At 68.8% G+C, this 14,609-nt stretch carries 16 protein-coding genes; 9 read left to right on the forward strand and 7 right to left on the reverse strand.

Annotated elements, in window-relative coordinates:
* The first annotated feature begins 55 nt into the window (after window positions 1-55).
* The 8 genes from radA (at window position 56) to ACP7AI_RS12995 (ending at window position 8,343) form a co-directional block, all read left to right on the forward strand.
* Window positions 56-1,450 carry a DNA repair protein RadA gene (gene radA / locus ACP7AI_RS12960; protein WP_426167978.1) on the forward strand — a complete coding sequence of 465 codons (1,395 nt, stop codon included), beginning with the start codon at window positions 56-58 and terminating at the stop codon, window positions 1,448-1,450.
* A gap of 65 nt (window positions 1,451-1,515) precedes the next feature.
* On the forward strand, window positions 1,516-2,154 hold the full coding sequence (locus ACP7AI_RS12965; protein WP_426167980.1) for a CvpA family protein: 639 nt from the start codon (window positions 1,516-1,518) through the stop codon (window positions 2,152-2,154).
* Complete coding sequence (gene cysS / locus ACP7AI_RS12970; protein ID WP_426167982.1) at window positions 2,154-3,470, forward strand: cysteine--tRNA ligase; 1,317 nt, start codon at window positions 2,154-2,156, stop codon at window positions 3,468-3,470. The genes ACP7AI_RS12965 and cysS overlap by 1 nt, the downstream gene beginning before the upstream one ends.
* A 71-nt stretch (window positions 3,471-3,541) precedes the next feature.
* Window positions 3,542-4,285 (forward strand): DUF4163 domain-containing protein, encoded by a 744-nt coding sequence (locus ACP7AI_RS12975; protein WP_426167984.1) that lies wholly within the window; start codon window positions 3,542-3,544, stop codon window positions 4,283-4,285.
* A 40-nt stretch (window positions 4,286-4,325) separates the two neighbouring features.
* On the forward strand, window positions 4,326-4,760 hold the full coding sequence (locus ACP7AI_RS12980; protein WP_426167986.1) for an iron-sulfur cluster assembly scaffold protein: 435 nt from the start codon (window positions 4,326-4,328) through the stop codon (window positions 4,758-4,760).
* A complete protein-coding gene (locus ACP7AI_RS12985; protein ID WP_426167988.1) occupies window positions 4,761-6,563 on the forward strand; it encodes a monovalent cation:proton antiporter-2 (CPA2) family protein in 1,803 nt (600 codons plus the stop codon). It begins immediately after the preceding gene.
* A gap of 77 nt (window positions 6,564-6,640) precedes the next feature.
* Window positions 6,641-7,642 (forward strand): NADP-dependent oxidoreductase, encoded by a 1,002-nt coding sequence (locus ACP7AI_RS12990; protein ID WP_426167990.1) that lies wholly within the window; start codon window positions 6,641-6,643, stop codon window positions 7,640-7,642.
* A gap of 83 nt (window positions 7,643-7,725) precedes the next feature.
* Window positions 7,726-8,343 carry a hypothetical protein gene (locus tag ACP7AI_RS12995; protein WP_426167992.1) on the forward strand — a complete coding sequence of 206 codons (618 nt, stop codon included), beginning with the start codon at window positions 7,726-7,728 and terminating at the stop codon, window positions 8,341-8,343.
* Window positions 8,344-8,378: 35 nt separating this feature from the next.
* Here the strand turns inward: ACP7AI_RS12995 and ACP7AI_RS13000 are convergent, their stop codons facing one another.
* From ACP7AI_RS13000 to dcd, 5 genes are read right to left on the reverse strand one after another with little or no spacing between them, the layout of a single operon-like run.
* On the reverse strand, window positions 8,379-8,789 hold the full coding sequence (locus ACP7AI_RS13000) for a DUF2948 family protein (RefSeq protein ID WP_426167994.1): 411 nt from the start codon (window positions 8,787-8,789) through the stop codon (window positions 8,379-8,381).
* A gap of 17 nt (window positions 8,790-8,806) precedes the next feature.
* On the reverse strand, window positions 8,807-10,087 hold the full coding sequence (gene murA, locus ACP7AI_RS13005) for a UDP-N-acetylglucosamine 1-carboxyvinyltransferase (RefSeq protein WP_426167996.1): 1,281 nt from the start codon (window positions 10,085-10,087) through the stop codon (window positions 8,807-8,809).
* A 9-nt stretch (window positions 10,088-10,096) separates the two neighbouring features.
* A complete protein-coding gene (rarD, locus tag ACP7AI_RS13010; RefSeq protein ID WP_426167998.1) occupies window positions 10,097-10,984 on the reverse strand; it encodes an EamA family transporter RarD in 888 nt (295 codons plus the stop codon).
* Complete coding sequence (locus ACP7AI_RS13015; protein WP_426168000.1) at window positions 10,974-12,011, reverse strand: acyltransferase family protein; 1,038 nt, start codon at window positions 12,009-12,011, stop codon at window positions 10,974-10,976. Before ACP7AI_RS13015 ends, rarD begins: the two co-directional genes overlap by 11 nt.
* Window position 12,012: 1 nt before the next feature.
* On the reverse strand, window positions 12,013-12,567 hold the full coding sequence (dcd, locus tag ACP7AI_RS13020) for a dCTP deaminase (RefSeq protein ID WP_426168002.1): 555 nt from the start codon (window positions 12,565-12,567) through the stop codon (window positions 12,013-12,015).
* A 53-nt stretch (window positions 12,568-12,620) separates the two neighbouring features.
* On the opposite strand from dcd, the gene ACP7AI_RS13025 reads away from it, so the two are divergent.
* Entirely contained in the window at window positions 12,621-13,016 is a 396-nt protein-coding gene (locus ACP7AI_RS13025; RefSeq protein ID WP_426168004.1) for a hypothetical protein, read from the forward strand.
* On the opposite strand, the gene ACP7AI_RS13030 is transcribed toward ACP7AI_RS13025, so the two are convergent.
* Together ACP7AI_RS13030 and ACP7AI_RS13035 are read right to left on the reverse strand one after the other, a co-directional pair.
* Window positions 13,006-13,494, reverse strand: a complete 489-nt coding sequence (locus tag ACP7AI_RS13030) for a UPF0262 family protein (protein WP_426168006.1) — start codon at window positions 13,492-13,494, stop codon at window positions 13,006-13,008. The two genes, ACP7AI_RS13025 and ACP7AI_RS13030, sit on opposite strands and share 11 nt — an antisense overlap.
* Window positions 13,491-14,591, reverse strand: coding sequence for a serine hydrolase domain-containing protein (locus tag ACP7AI_RS13035; RefSeq protein ID WP_426168008.1), 1,101 nt, complete (start codon window positions 14,589-14,591; stop codon window positions 13,491-13,493). Before ACP7AI_RS13035 ends, ACP7AI_RS13030 begins: the two co-directional genes overlap by 4 nt.
* Window positions 14,592-14,609: the final 18 nt, after the last annotated feature.

The following is a 14,609-nucleotide window of genomic DNA, read 5'->3' on the forward strand; positions in this document are numbered from 1 at the left end:
CGGCGCCGGCAAGCCCGCTCTATGTTCCTGCCTTGTTCCCCGTTACGGAGCCGCCATGGCCCGCGCCGCCACCCGTTACGTCTGCCAGTCCTGCGGTGCCGTCAACAGCCGCTGGCAGGGCCAGTGCGGCGATTGTTCGAGCTGGAACACCATCCAGGCCGAGGCGACACCCGCAGCGACGCCCTTTGCCGCCAAGCATTCCCTGGCGGGCGGCGGGCGCAAGTTCGAAATGGCGTCGCTGGCCGATGATGTCGCGCTGCCCGACCGGCTGTCGACCGGCATCGGGGAGCTCGATCGCGCGCTCGGGGGCACCGTCGGCGGGCCGGCGGCAGGCAGCGGCGGGCTGGTGCCAGGCAGCGTCATCCTGATCGGCGGCGACCCGGGCATCGGCAAGTCGACGCTGCTGCTGCAGGCCGCCGGCCGCATGGCGCGCGATGGCCATGCCGTCGCCTATGTGTCGGGGGAAGAAGCCGCCGACCAGGTCCGGCTGCGTGCCCGCCGGCTCGGGCTGGCGCGCGCCGATGTGCAACTCGCCAGCGAAACCAATGTCCGCGACATCCTGACGACGCTTTCCGCCGGCAAGCCGCCGGCGCTGCTCGTCATCGATTCGATCCAGACCATGCACAGCGACACGCTGGAGGGTGCGCCCGGCACCGTCAGCCAGGTGCGGGCGAGCGCGCAGGAGCTGATCCGCTATGCCAAGACCACCGGCACCGCGCTGATCCTCGTCGGCCATGTCACCAAGGACGGCCAGCTGGCAGGGCCGCGGGTGCTCGAGCACATGGTCGACACCGTGCTCTATTTCGAAGGCGAGCGCAGCCATCAGTATCGCATCCTGCGGCCGGTCAAGAACCGGTTCGGCGGCACCGACGAGATCGGCGTGTTCGCCATGGGCGCCGAGGGGCTGGAAGAGGTCACCAACCCGTCGTCGCTGTTCCTGACCGATCGCGACAGCGCCGTCACCGGGGCCGTCGTCTTCCCGGCCATGGAGGGCACGCGCCCGGTGCTGTGCGAAATCCAGGCGCTGGTCGTGCGCCTGCCGTCGGGCGCGACGCCGCGCCGCGCCGTCGTCGGCTGGGATTCGGGCCGGCTGTCGATGCTGCTGGCGGTGCTGGAGGCGCGCTGCGGGCTCGGGTTCGGCAACCACGAGGTCTATCTGAACGTCGCCGGCGGGCTGAAGGTGTCGGATCCGGCCGCCGACCTGGCCGTCGCCGCGGCGCTGATCTCGGCGCTGACCGATCGGGCGGTGCCCGGCGACTGCGTGGCCTTTGGCGAGGTGGCGCTGTCGGGTGAACTGCGCCCCGCCGGGCTGGCGACATTGCGCCTGAAGGAAGCGGCGAAACTCGGTTTCCGCTCGGCCTTTGCCCCCAAGGGTACGGCGAGCGGCGCGTTGCGGGTCGAGGCGCTGCCGACGCTGGCGGCGCTGGTCGACCGGCTGGCGCCGGAATGACCGCGCCGGGCGGCGTTCGGAACTTCTTTGAGCGGCGGGACAATGTCGGCTAAGGCGCGAGCATAATGGATGCGCTGACCAGCTTCGACATCATCGTTCTTATCCTCGTCGTGCTGGCGGCGCTGGCCGGGCTGGCGCGCGGTTTTGTCGGCGAGATGGTCTCGCTGCTGGCCTGGGCGGCCGGCATCATGGCAGTGCGGTTTTTCTATACCCCGGCAAAGGCCATCGCGCTGGGCATGGTCAGCACCGAATCGGGCGCTGCCATCCTGACGCTGGTGGTGCTGTTCCTCGGCGCCTTCATACTCGTCCGCGTCCTCGGCGGCCGGCTGTCGCGGAGTACCAGGGCGTCGGTGGTCGGGCCTGTGGACCGCGTGCTCGGCCTCGGCTTCGGCGCCGCCAAGGGCGTGCTGGCGGCGGCGCTGGTCTTCCTCCTCGTCAACCTCACCTTCGACACCATCGACCCGGGTGAACCGTCGCCCGACTGGCTGGCCAAGGCACAGACGGCGCCGACGCTGGCGATGGTATCGAAGGCGCTTGTCGATTTCGTCGAGGAACATCGCCGCGTCGCCCCTGATACCGCGGCGATCGACGATCCGCATGCCGGCCTGCGTCGCGACGGCTCCGGCTATGCGCCGGCGGACCGCAGCGCGCTCGACCGGCTGCTCGACCAGCAGGAAAAGTCGACCCCGTCGACGCCGATCTGATGCCGATCCGCCTGTACAATACGCTGACGCGGCAGAAGGACGTGCTCGTCCCGGCCGATCCGGCCCGGGTGACGATGTATGTCTGCGGGCCGACGGTCTATTCGCGCGCCCATATCGGCAATGCGCGGCCGGCGGTGGTGTTCGACGTGCTGCGCCGGCTGTTGCGCCACGAATATGGCGCCGATCATGTGCTGTACGCCCGCAACATCACCGATATCGACGACCGCATCATCGCCGAAAGCGCATCGACAGGCGTGCCGATCGGCGAGATCACCAGCCGCACCGAAGACTGGTACCTCGCCGACATGGGTGCGCTCGGCGTAGAGCCGCCCGACATCGCCCCGCACGCGACGACCAGCATCCCGGCGATGATCGCGATGATGCAGACGCTGGTCGCCAAGGGCCATGCCTATGTGGCCGAGGGCCATGTGCTGTTCGACGTGCCGAGCTTTGCCGGCTATGGCGCACTGTCGCGGCGGCCGCTCGACGAGATGATCGCCGGCGCGCGGGTCGAGATCGCGCCGTACAAGCAGTCGCCGGCCGATTTCGTGCTGTGGAAGCCGTCGAGCGACGACCAGCCCGGCTGGGACTCGCCCTGGGGTCGCGGCCGCCCCGGCTGGCACATCGAATGCTCGGCGATGATCTCCGAAGCCTTGGGCACGACCATCGACATCCACGGCGGCGGCCAGGACCTGATCTTTCCGCATCACGAGAACGAGCTGGCGCAATCCGCCTGCGCCCATGACGGTGCGCCGCTGGCGCGGATCTGGATGCACAACGGCTTTCTCAACATGGGCGGCAGCGACAAGATGTCGAAATCGCTCGGCAACGTGATGGGGGTGGACGACTTGCTGGCGCAGGGCTGGCATGGCGAGGTGCTGCGCCTGGCGCTGCTCAGCGCGCATTACCGGCAGCCGCTGGAATGGACCGAGGCGCTGCTGGCGCGGAGCCGCGCGACATGGGAGCGCTGGCAGCGACGCCTCGACACGGACGTTGCCGGTCGCGAGGCCGACGCCCACCCCAGCGTGGTCGCGGCGCTGGCCGACGACCTGAACACGCCGGCGGCAATGGCAGCGCTGGCGGCGCTCGACAGGGATGGCGACTTTGCCGGGCTCGCCGGTTCGCTGGCGCTGCTCGGCTTTCGCATGCCGCGGTCGCAGGCAGTCGACGCCGGCATCGATGCGCAGGTGGCCGCCCGCACCGCCGCCCGCGCCGCCAGAAACTTCGCCGAATCCGATCGCATCCGCGACGAGCTCGCCGCTGCGGGCATCGTGCTGGAGGACGGCCCCGGCGGCACGACCTGGCGGCGCACATAGCCTCATCTGCCGGAGGGATATCGCCCGCCCTCGCGGCCATGTATTGTACAGCGATATCCGGGGGGTTTTCGATGCTCGTGCGTTGCCTGCTTGCTGCCGTCTTGCTTGCCACGCCGGTGCTGGCAGCGCCGCGGGCTGCCCCACGCTCCATCCCGGCATCGGACCTCTTGATCCGCCAGGTGTCGCCCAATCTCGGCTGGCGGTGGCGGGCAGCCCCGGAGGCCGCGACCCAGCCGGCGCTGCTCCAGCAGCTGCGCGCGACCGCACTGAAGGATGCCGCCAAGGCCCGCGCCGATGCGGCGAACGATGCCGCCGGCGCCAGGAAGGACGGCTTTCCCTTCCGGCCCTATGATTTCGTCACCGACTGGTCGCTCGCCGCCGACACGCCGCGGCTGCTGGCGCTGGCGGGGATGACCTATGCCTATACCGGCGGCGCGCACGGCAACACCGGTTACATGGCAAGGATCTGGGACAAGCAGGCGCGGCGGGCGATCCCGATCGACGCGCTGTTCACCGACTGGCCGCGCGCCCGACGGTTGATCGAGCCGCAGTTCTGCCGCGCGCTGGCCGAGGAGCAGAAGCGCCGCATCGGCAGCGCCGGCCCCGACGCGAGCTGCCCCAAGCTGGCGGAGCAGCCGATCGTTCCCTGGGGGGAATTCGGCACCCGCGCCGCGCAACTGCGCGTCCTGCTCGGCCCCTATGTCGCCGGCTCCTATGCCGAGGGCTCGTACCTCATCACCCTGCCATGGCCCGATGCGGTCAAGTCGCTCGTCAAGCCCGCCTATCGCAGCGATCTGTTCGGCGACGGCGGCTGACACCCTCGCCAGCCGGCGCGCCAGGCCCTATATCGGTGGCATGTCGGAAACGCTCTACAACAGCCGCATCCTGCGCCTTGCCGCCGATACCGCCGGTGCGGCGCGGTTGAACGACCCGCAAGGGACCGCCACCAAGGTGTCGCCGGTGTGCGGCAGCAAGGTCACCGCCGACATCGACCTCGATACCGCCGGCCGCGTCGCCCGCCATGGCCAGGAGGTCCGCGCCTGCGCGCTCGGCCAGGCCGCGGCGACGCTGGTGGGCGCGGAGATCGTCGGCAAGGACCTGGCCGCGCTCGACGGCGCCCGCGCCGAACTTGCCGACTGGCTCGCCGGCCGCCGCGACGCGCCGCCCGCATGGCCCGGCCTCGACGTCTTTGCCCCGGCGCGACCGCACCGCGCCCGGCATCCGTCGATCCTGCTGGCCTTCGACGCCGCGATCGCCGCGGCGCGCGTTGCCGCCCCGGTTACAGCCTAGGTGGCATCGCCGCACGTCCCGGCGCTGCTGCCCGAAGCGGTCGTCTACCTCGGCGCCAGCGTCGTGCTCGTGCCCTTGTTCATCCGCGCGCGGCTCGGCGCCGTGCTCGGCTACCTTGCCGCCGGCATCATCATCGGGCCGTCACTGCTCGGGCTGGTGACCGAGCCCGAACGCGTGCTGCAGTTCGCCGAATTCGGCATCGTCCTGCTGCTGTTCGTCATCGGGCTGGAGCTGCAACCGTCGCGATTATGGGCGCTGCGGCGTGACATTTTCGGCCTCGGCGCCGCCCAGGTCATCCTGTGCGGGCTGGCGCTGACCGGGTTGATCATGCTGCTGACCAGCCTGTCGTGGCAGGCGGCGCTCGTCGTCGGCCTGCCTCTCGGCCTGTCGTCGACGGCGCTGGTCATGCAGCTGCTCAACGAACGCAACATCACCGGTACGGCCTTTGGCGAACGCAGCTTTTCGGTGCTGCTGTTCCAGGATCTGGCCATCGTGCCGCTGCTGACGATCGTCGCGGCGCTCAGCCGGGTGCCCGATCCCGACGCCCCGCCGGGCTGGCAGCTGGCGACGATGACGGTGGCGGCGCTGGTCTTCCTGATCGTCGTCGGGCGCTTCGTGCTGCCCTGGGTGTTTCGCATCATCGGGACGCTGGGCGCGCGCGAGGCGTTCGTGGCTGCGGCGCTGCTGTCGGTGCTCGGCAGTGCGCTGCTGATGGCGTCTCTCGGCCTGTCGATGGCGCTCGGCGCTTTCGTCGCCGGCGTCATGCTCGCCGAATCGCCGTATCGCCATGCGCTGGAGGCCGATATCGAGCCGTTCCGCGGGCTGCTGCTCGGGCTGTTCTTCATGGCCATCGGCATGTCGCTCGACCTCGCCATCGTGCGCGACCAATGGGCCCTGGTGCTGGCGCTGGTCGTCGGCGTGATGGCGCTGAAGACGCTGATCGTCTTTGCGCTGGCGATCGGCTTCGGCACCGGCGCGACCCGCGCCTTTCAGATGGGCCTGCTGCTCAGCCAGGGCGGCGAGTTCGGTTTCGTGCTGTTCGCCGAGGCCCAGCGCGGCCTGCTGATCACCAATGCGGCCGCGCAACTGTTCGGCGCGGTTGTCACCGTGTCGATGGCGCTGACGCCGGTGCTGGTCCTGCTCGCCTCGCGGTTGCAGCCGCCGGCGGGCACTGTCGACCAGCCCGCCGGCCCCGAGACCGCGCTGCACGGCGATGGCGTCGATGGCCGCGCCGTCATCGTCGGTTCGGGGCGGTTCGGGCAGGTCATCGGCCAGATGCTGCGCGCTCGCGGCATCGAGGTGACGGCGATCGATCTCGATTCGGAGCTGATCGAGGTGTCGCAGCGCTTTGGCGCCAAGGTCTATTTCGGCGACGGCCGGCGCATCGATATCCTGCGCGCCTCGGGCATCGACCAGGCCGGCCTGCTGGTCTTTGCCATCGATGGCGCCTGGGATCCCGAAGTGACTTTGGGACCGATCCGCAACCAATGGCCGGAATTGCCGATCCTCGCCCGTGCCTATGACCGCACGCATCTGCTGGCGTTGCGCCGCGCCGGGGTGGAAACCGTGGTGCGCGAAACCTTCGACAGCGGCGTCCACATGGGCCGCGAGGCGCTGGCGACACTTGGCACCCCGATCGGGGTCATCGACGCCATCGAGGCCGAATTCCGACGCCGCGATGCCGAACGGCTCGACCTGCAGCTGTGCAGCGACGATGCCACCGCCGGTTCGGACCGGGTGATCCGCAGCCGGCTGAACTTCGATCCGGTGGCGCTCGGCGAAATCCCGATGGAGGAAGCCTGACGTTGCGGTGGGGTGACGCGCCCCGGCGGTCGGGCTAGACCCGGCTCGCAGCCAGATCGGCGCCAAGGAGCCTCAGCATGACCCAGTCCCGCGAAATCCGCCTCGTGTCGCGCCCCGTCGGCACGCCCGCCGCCGCCAATTTCGAGGTCGCGACCGTCGATGTGAAGGCGCCCGGTCCCGGCGAAGTCACCGTCCGCAACACCTGGATGTCGGTCGATCCCTACATGCGCGGCCGCATGTACGACCGCCCCAGCTATGTACCGCCGTTCCAGGTCGGTGAAGTCCTGCAGGGCGGTGCGCTCGGCGAAGTCGTCGAATCCAATGCCGAAGGCTTTGCCAAGGGCGACCTGGTGTCGTCGTTCTTCGGCTGGCGCGAGGCCTTCACTGCGCCGGCATCGACGCTGGAGCGGCTGCCGCGCGTCGCCAATGTTCCCGACGAGGCGTTCCTCGGCGTCCTCGGCATGCCCGGGCTGACGGGCTATGCCGGGCTGCTCGAGATCGGCCAGCCCAAGGAAGGCGACACGGTGTTCGTCTCGGGCGGCGCCGGCGCCGTCGGCTCGGTCGTCGCCCAGGTGGCGAAGATCAAGGGTTGCACCGTCGTCGCCACCGCCGGCAGCGATGCCAAGTGCGACTGGCTGCGCGCGCACGGCGTCGACCATGCCATCAACTACAAGACCTGCGGCAACCTGCTCGATGCGGTCCGCGCCGCGGTGCCCAAGGGCATCGACGTCTATTTCGACAATGTCGGCGGCGAGCATCTGGAAGTCGCCATCGAAATGGCACGCCCCGGCGCCCGCTTCGCCGAATGCGGCATGATCGCCAGCTACAACGACACCGAGCCGACCCCCGGCCCGCGCAACATCATCCAGGTCGTCGGCAAGTCGCTGCGCATCCGCGGCTTCATCGTCACCGAATTCGCCGCGCTGCGCCCGCAGTTCCTGAAGGACATGATGGGCTGGATCGCCGACGGAAAGCTCGCCTGGGAGCAGACGGTTATGGACGGCGTCGACAAGGCGCCCGATGCCTTTGCCGGCCTGTTTTCGGGCGGCAATACCGGCAAGATGCTGGTCAAACTGTAAGGTTTGTGTGAACGCCCGGCGGAACCAGCACCGCCGGGCAATTGTTTCTGCCGCGACCAATACGGTTACGGAAGGAACATTCCATGCGTTCTATCAATCAGATCATGCGCGGCATCGCCATCTCGGCCACGCTCGCCCTGGCCCTGCCGGGCGTCGCCCATGCCGGCCAGAAGGACAATGCGCAAAAGGCCATCGCCGAAGCGCGCGGCAAGATTTCGGCCGGCGATTCGATCGGCGCCTCGGGTGAGGCGCTCGGCCTGCAGACCCGCGCCAAGGCGACGCTGAACGACGCCGAATATCTGCTGTCGAAGGGCAAGAAGGAGGAATCGGTCGCCGCTGCCAACCAGGCGGCGATCCTCGCCGACCAGGCCATCGCGATGACCAATAACAACAAGGCTGCCACCGCCAGCGCTGCCGTCGGCAATGCCGAAGCCGCCGCCGCTGCGGCCCAGCAGTCGGCCGCCGCCGCTGCCGAGCAGGCCGCATTGGCCAATGCCCGCGCCGACATGGCGATGCAGGCCCCCGTCGTCGCCCCTCCCGTCGTCGCCCCAACGCCGCCGACCACCACAACGACGACGACCGTCGCCAGCGCAGCGACGGTGGCAGCGCCCGCCGCGGTGACGCAGACGAAGAAGACCTATCGCAAGACGACGCAGAAGCCGGCGACGAAGACGACCACCACGGTCACGACGCAACAGTGATCGACGAACCCCCGGCAGCGATGCCGGGGGATTTTCTATGGCGCGTGCTGTGGCCGGCGGGTCGTCGCCCAAGGCGCATCGATATCCTCGAGCACGACTTCGACGACCTCCACCCGGGCGCGCAGTGCCGCCCCGCCGGCAAAGGTCAGCACCAGGAAATCGCCGTCCTGCGTCAGCGCCAGCAGGTCGAGCACCGCGTCCGTCGTCGCCGGCCAATGCTGCCGATGCACCGCGGTCACCGTCTCCAGCCGCAGCGCCGCCCGCACCCGGCTGCCGCCGCCGGCTTCCCAGCGATAGCGGTTGAGGATGATCGCCAGCCGCCGCGACCGGCGGTCGAACCCGACATCGGGCACCCGTACCGTCGCATCCTGCAGCAGTGCCGACAGCGCCGGCAGGTCGCCGGCATCCTGGCCGAGCAGGGTCAAACGTTCGTCGGGAAGGGACATGCCGGGTCTTACGCGCATCAACCGTCGGAGATGCGCTCGATATCGGCGCCCACCGCCGACAGCTTTTCCTCCAGCCGCTCATAGCCGCGGTCGAGGTGATAGACACGGCTGACGGTGGTTTCGCCCGATGCCGCCAGCCCGGCAAGCACCAGGCTCATCGAAGCGCGCAGGTCGGTCGCCATGACCTGGGCACCGTGCAGCGCGCCGACGCCGCGCACCACGGCCGAACGCCCGCGCACCGTCACATCGGCGCCCATGCGCGCCAATTCGGGCACGTGCATGAAGCGATTTTCAAAGATCGTCTCGGTCAGCAACGAGGCGCCGTCGGCGACCGTCAGCATCGCCATGAACTGCGCCTGCATGTCGGTCGGGAAGCCGGGGTAGGGCGATGTCGAGATGTTGACGCCGTGGAGACCGTTGAGGCGCTTCACCGACAGGCCGCCCTTGGTCGGGGTGATCTCGACGCCGGCCTCGCGCAGCGATTCGAGCGTCGAGCCGAGCACCGATTCCGACACGCCGACGAGTTCGACCTCGCCGCCGGTGATCGCCGCGGCACAGGCATAGCTGCCGGCCTCGATGCGATCTGGCATGACAGCATAGGTGGCGCCGTGCAGGTCGCGCACGCCTTCGATACGCAGGGTCTCGGTGCCGATCCCGTCGATCTGTGCGCCCATCGCGACGAGGCAGTTGCACAGGTCGACGATCTCGGGCTCGCGGGCGACATTTTCGAGGATCGACGGCCCGCGGGCGAGGACGGCTGCCATCACGGCATTTTCGGTGGCGCCGACACTGACCAGCGGGAAGACATAGCGGCCACCGGGCAGGCCCCCTTTTGCAGTCGCCTTCACATAGCCGGCGGCGAGCTCGATTTCGGCGCCGAGATGCTCGAGCGCCTTCAGGTGGAGGTCGATCGGCCGGTTGCCGATGGCGCAGCCGCCGGGCAGCGACACCGTCGCCTCCTCGGCGCGGGCCAGCAGAGGGCCCAGCACCAGGATGGAGGCGCGCATCTTCCTGACGATATCATAGGGCGCGACCGTCGAGGTGATACGGTTGGCGCGCAGCGTCATCACCCGGCCGAACTCCTCCGGATGGGTGCCCTCGATCGTCGTCGACACGCCATGGTTGTTGAGCAGGTGGCCGAAAGTATCGATATCGGCGAGGCGCGGCAGGTTGCGCAGCGTCAGCGGCTCGTCGGTCAGCAGCGCGCAGGGCATCAGCGTCAAGGCGGCATTCTTGGCGCCGGAGATGGGAATGCGGCCTTTGAGCGGGCGGCCACCGCGAATGACGATCTGATCCATGTTTCGGGTCTAGCGAGTGTCCCGCACGATGGAAAGCGGCGCCGGGCGGAGCAGCGACGCGCTGTAGATGGCAAGACCCAGCCAGATGCAGCCGAAGGCCACCAGCCGCCACGGGTCGAGCGTTTCGCCGAACAGGAACACCGCCAGCAGGAACACCATCGTCGGCGCCAGATACTGCATCAGGCCGATGGTCGACAGCTTCAGCCGGCGCGCGGCAAAGCCGAACAGCATCAGCGGCAACACCGAGGCGAGGCCGCCCGCCGCCAGCACGCCGACGGTCGCCGGCGGCAGGTCGAGACCGCCGCTGGGCCGAGTCAGCAGCCAGCCGAGCGCCAGCGGTGCCAGCACGGCGGTTTCGACGAACAGGCCGGTGATCGCATCGACGGCGGCCTGCTTGCGGATGAGGCCGTAGAGCGCGAACGACAGCGCCAGCGCCAGGCTGACCAGCGGCAGGTCGCCGTGCGCGATGGTCAGCACCAGCACGCCGGCCAGCGCACAGCCGACAGCGAGCCATTGCAGCACGGTCAGCCGCTCGCCGAGCAGGGCGACGCCGAACACGACGCTGATCAGCGGATTGATGAAATAGCCGAGACTCGTGTCGAGGACATGGCCGTTGAGGATGGCCCAGGTATAGACCAGCCAGTTGGCGGCGATGCAGATGGCGCTGGCGGTCAGCAGCAGCAGCAGCCGCGGCCGGGCCAGCGCCGCCCGCAGCCGCCCGCCGCCGCGGCTGATGGCGACGACGGCGGCGGCGACCAGCACCGACCAGCAGATGCGATGCGCCAGCACGTCGGCCGCCGGCAGGCCGACGAGCAGCCGCAGGTACAGCGGCATCAGGCCCCAGAACAGATAGGCGAAAAAGCCGGCGACCAGCCCGTTGCGGGTTTCAACCGGCATGGCGACCCCGACCGATCGCGATGCCGGGCCGCTCGATCCAGCTGTACGACAGCATCGCCAACGGCAGCGTCGCCGCCAGCGTCAGCGCCATCAGCAGCAGGGCCGCCGGGTCGGGGGCGAGGCCGGCGAACAGCGGCAGCGTCGCCAGCGCGACAAGGATCGGAAAGTGCAGCACATAAAGGCTGTACGAAATGTCGCCGAGCCCGACCAGCGGTGCCGCCACCAACCAGCGCGGCGGCTCGGCGCGCGCGAGATGGCCGACGATGACCGCGGCGGCGAGGCTTTCGACCAGGGTCGGCACGACGGCGCCGAAATCCATCTCGAACCGCCAGGCCGGGTCGAGGCGGCGGAACAGCAGCAGGACGATCGTCGCCGCGATCGCGGGCACGGGGCCCGGCACCGGCGCATCGTTGCGCGCCAGCGCCGCGCCAAATGCAAAGGCCAGGCCGTTGGCCAGCACGGCGTGGCGGTCGCCGAGCCCCAGGCAGAGCGCCGCCGCCAACGCCAGCAGCGGCCACAGCAGCCGCCCGCGCGCCACCAGCCAGACCAGCGGCATCAGCAGCGACATCATCAGTTCCACCCGCACCGACCATAAAGGCGGCACCAGCGTCGTCTTCAGGACCGCGAGGTTCAACGCGATCCCTGACGGATCAGGCTGCGCGGGTGCCAGCATCGCCATATACCACGCCGACGCATGGGGGGTCGGTGCCCCCGCCAGCAGCGCCAGCACGGCGGCCGCCAGCATCACCGCGACAAAGACCGCCGGATATATGCGCCAGGCCCGCCGCCACCAGAAGCGCGCGGTTGCCGTCGGTGTCAGCGGCCGCGCGGCCAGCGAGCGGCACAGCACGAAGCCGCTGAGGACGAAGAACAGCACCACCGCAGCATGGGCATTCAGCGCCGTCTCCAGCGCGCCGCGAAGCCACGGCGACGTCGCGAAGACGAAGGACGCATGATGCAGCAGCACCACCAGCGCCGCGATGCCGCGCAGCGATTGCAGCGCCGGGATGGTGCCGCCCGCGACCAATCTACAGCTTGGGCAGGGTCACGCCGCGCTGCCCCATGTATTTGCCGGCGCGATCGGCATAGCTGACCTCACAGGGCTCGTTGCCTTTCAGGAACAGGAACTGGCAGGCGCCTTCATTGGCATAGACCTTGGCCGGCAACGGCGTCGTGTTCGAAAATTCCAGTGTGACATGGCCTTCCCAGCCCGGCTCCAGCGGCGTCACGTTGACGATGATGCCGCAGCGCGCATAGGTCGATTTGCCCAGGCAGATGACCAGCACGTCGCGCGGGATGCGGAAATATTCGACCGTCCGCGCCAGCGCAAAGCTGTTCGGCGGGATGATGCAGCAGTCGGTCTTCCGGTCGACGAAGCTGTTGGCCTTGAAATCCTTGGGGTCGACGATCGCCGAATCGACATTCGTAAAAATCTTGAACTCGTCGGCCACCCTCGCGTCATAGCCATAGGACGACAGGCCATAGCTGATGCAGCCGCCGCGCTGCTGGCGCTCGACAAAAGGTTCGATCATGCCGGTTGTTACGGCTTGTTCACGAATCCAGCGGTCGGACAGGACTGACATCGGGGGCGACCTCGTTTATGAACTGTTAAACATTGTGGGGGGGGGGAAAAGCGATGACCGATTCGTTGCTGTATAGCGAAACCGACGAACATCTCGCCAATCTCGATCATTGCGGCTCGCGCGATCTGCGCCGCGCCTATCTGGCGATCGTCATGGGGGCTCTGCGTGTCGGCTACCAGGTCATCCCGCGGCCCAAGGGTGCGATCCGCGAACTGCAGATTCGCCAGCCCGACGGCAACCAGCCCTTCGCCGTCGTCGTCAACCAGAACAGCCTGTTGTTCTACCTGCGCCAGCCGGCGTTGCGCGCCGACCCCGATCTTGCCGACAAGGCACGGGCCAAATTCGCCGAACGGCTGCTCGACGAGCCCAACGGCGGCAACGAGGTCCGCATTCTGCTGCGGACCGAACGCGACGCCGAGGACATCGCCGAATGGCTGTTCAACCCCTGATGTGGAGCACGCAGATCAGCGTGAACAGCCGCCGCGCGGTATCGAAATCGACGATGACCTTGGGCTCCAGCCGCTCTTTCAACGCCTCGGCGGCGTCGTTGTGGATGGCGCGCCGGGCCATGTCGATGGTTTCGATCTGCTGCGGCGTCGCCTGGCGGATCGCTTGGTAATAGCTGTCGCAGATGGCGAAATAGTCGCGCACCGTCCGGCGAAAAGGCGCCAGCGGCAGCACGAACGCCTCCAGCTCGCTGTCGTCGGCACCATTGATGGCGACGGTCAGCCGGCCCTCCTCGACCCCGAGCATGACTTTGTACGGCCCGTGGTTGCCATGCGCCTCCAGCCCGACCGGCTGGAAGACATTGCCTTCGAGCAGGTCGAAGATGGCGACGCGGCGTTCCTGCTCGATATCGGCGTTGCGCCACAGGATGGTGCGTTCATCCAGCTTGATGTCGACGATGCGGTAATCGGGTGCGCTCACGGTGCGGGTGCCGGAACGCCGTTGACCAGCCGACCGAGCGCCGTGCGCAGCGGTGCCAGCCGGTCGTCCTGCGTCTTGCCGAGGCGGACGACGACCAGCCGCCGCGACGGCACGATGATGACATATTGGCCAAGGTGCCCGATCGCCGCATAGGCATCGGGCGGCCCGGCCGCCGGGAACAGCGCCGCCGCGCTGCCCGCCGGGCGCGGCCGGTTGAGCCAGAAATGCCCGCCATAGCCGCCATCGGTGGGCGCCGGTGTCCGCACGAAGCGCACCCAGTCCGGCGCCACCACCTGGCGGCCGGCGACCATGCCGTTATCGAGGTACAATTGCCCGAAATTCGCCCAGTCGCGTGCCGAGGCGTGGCACAGCGAGCCGCCGAGCAGTGTGCCCGCCGGATCATATTCGCACAGCAGCGACGGCATGCCGGCCGGGCCCGACAGCCGATCGATGATGAACCGGCGCGTCGCGGCGCGGCGCTCGGCAGGGGTCTTTGCCGTCGGCGCCAGCGTGCGGACGGCGATATCGGCGAGGATATGCGTCGTCAGCGTCGAATACTGGTACTTGGTGCCGGGTTTGGACTCCAGCGGGGCCGACAGCGCATGGGCGACGATGTCGCCGCTCTTGTCGGCGAACAGCGCGCGATTGGTGTCGGCCAATTCGGGCGGGTCGGATTCGATATGCTTCAACCCCGACGACATGTGCAGCAGCTGGCGCAATGTGATCGCCGCGCGCGGGTCGTTCGGCGTCTGGTGCCAGGCCGGCACCGGCGCCGGGCTGTCGAGCTCCAGCCTGCCGTCGGCGACCAGTTCCCCGATGATCGTCGCCGTCAGCGACTTCGCCATCGACCAGCTGACGAAGCGATTGCCGGGGCCATATCCGGGCGCATAGCGTTCATAGATGCGCTTGCCGTCCTGCATGACGATCAGCGCGCGGGTTTCGGAGAGGCGGGGATCGGTGAAAAAGGCGTCCGCAAGGGCCGTCGGCACCGCCGTCGGCGCAGCGGGTGCCGGTACCGCGGCGTCCGCCGGCACCGCCAGCGCGACGCCGATCGACACCGCCACGGCGACAGCGCCCAGAAACAGGCTTGATCGCATGGCGCTGATGGCGTCTCG

Origin of the sequence: Sandarakinorhabdus sp. DWP1-3-1, assembly GCF_049896705.1 — a bacterium.
Lineage (GTDB): Bacteria > Pseudomonadota > Alphaproteobacteria > Sphingomonadales > Sphingomonadaceae > Sandarakinorhabdus.

Coding starts and splice junctions, on each gene's coding strand:
- ACP7AI_RS13025 (WP_426168004.1), top strand. CDS start 12,621: ATGACCGATTCGTTGCTGTATAGCGAAACCGACGAACATCTCGCCAAT.
- ACP7AI_RS12995 (WP_426167992.1), top strand. CDS start 7,726: ATGCGTTCTATCAATCAGATCATGCGCGGCATCGCCATCTCGGCCACG.
- cysS (WP_426167982.1), top strand. CDS start 2,154: ATGCCGATCCGCCTGTACAATACGCTGACGCGGCAGAAGGACGTGCTC.
- ACP7AI_RS12990 (WP_426167990.1), top strand. CDS start 6,641: ATGACCCAGTCCCGCGAAATCCGCCTCGTGTCGCGCCCCGTCGGCACG.
- ACP7AI_RS12965 (WP_426167980.1), top strand. CDS start 1,516: ATGGATGCGCTGACCAGCTTCGACATCATCGTTCTTATCCTCGTCGTG.
- dcd (WP_426168002.1), bottom strand. CDS start 12,567: ATGTCAGTCCTGTCCGACCGCTGGATTCGTGAACAAGCCGTAACAACC.
- ACP7AI_RS13035 (WP_426168008.1), bottom strand. CDS start 14,591: ATGCGATCAAGCCTGTTTCTGGGCGCTGTCGCCGTGGCGGTGTCGATC.
- ACP7AI_RS12975 (WP_426167984.1), top strand. CDS start 3,542: ATGCTCGTGCGTTGCCTGCTTGCTGCCGTCTTGCTTGCCACGCCGGTG.
- ACP7AI_RS12980 (WP_426167986.1), top strand. CDS start 4,326: ATGTCGGAAACGCTCTACAACAGCCGCATCCTGCGCCTTGCCGCCGAT.
- murA (WP_426167996.1), bottom strand. CDS start 10,087: ATGGATCAGATCGTCATTCGCGGTGGCCGCCCGCTCAAAGGCCGCATT.
- radA (WP_426167978.1), top strand. CDS start 56: ATGGCCCGCGCCGCCACCCGTTACGTCTGCCAGTCCTGCGGTGCCGTC.
- ACP7AI_RS13000 (WP_426167994.1), bottom strand. CDS start 8,789: ATGTCCCTTCCCGACGAACGTTTGACCCTGCTCGGCCAGGATGCCGGC.
- rarD (WP_426167998.1), bottom strand. CDS start 10,984: ATGCCGGTTGAAACCCGCAACGGGCTGGTCGCCGGCTTTTTCGCCTAT.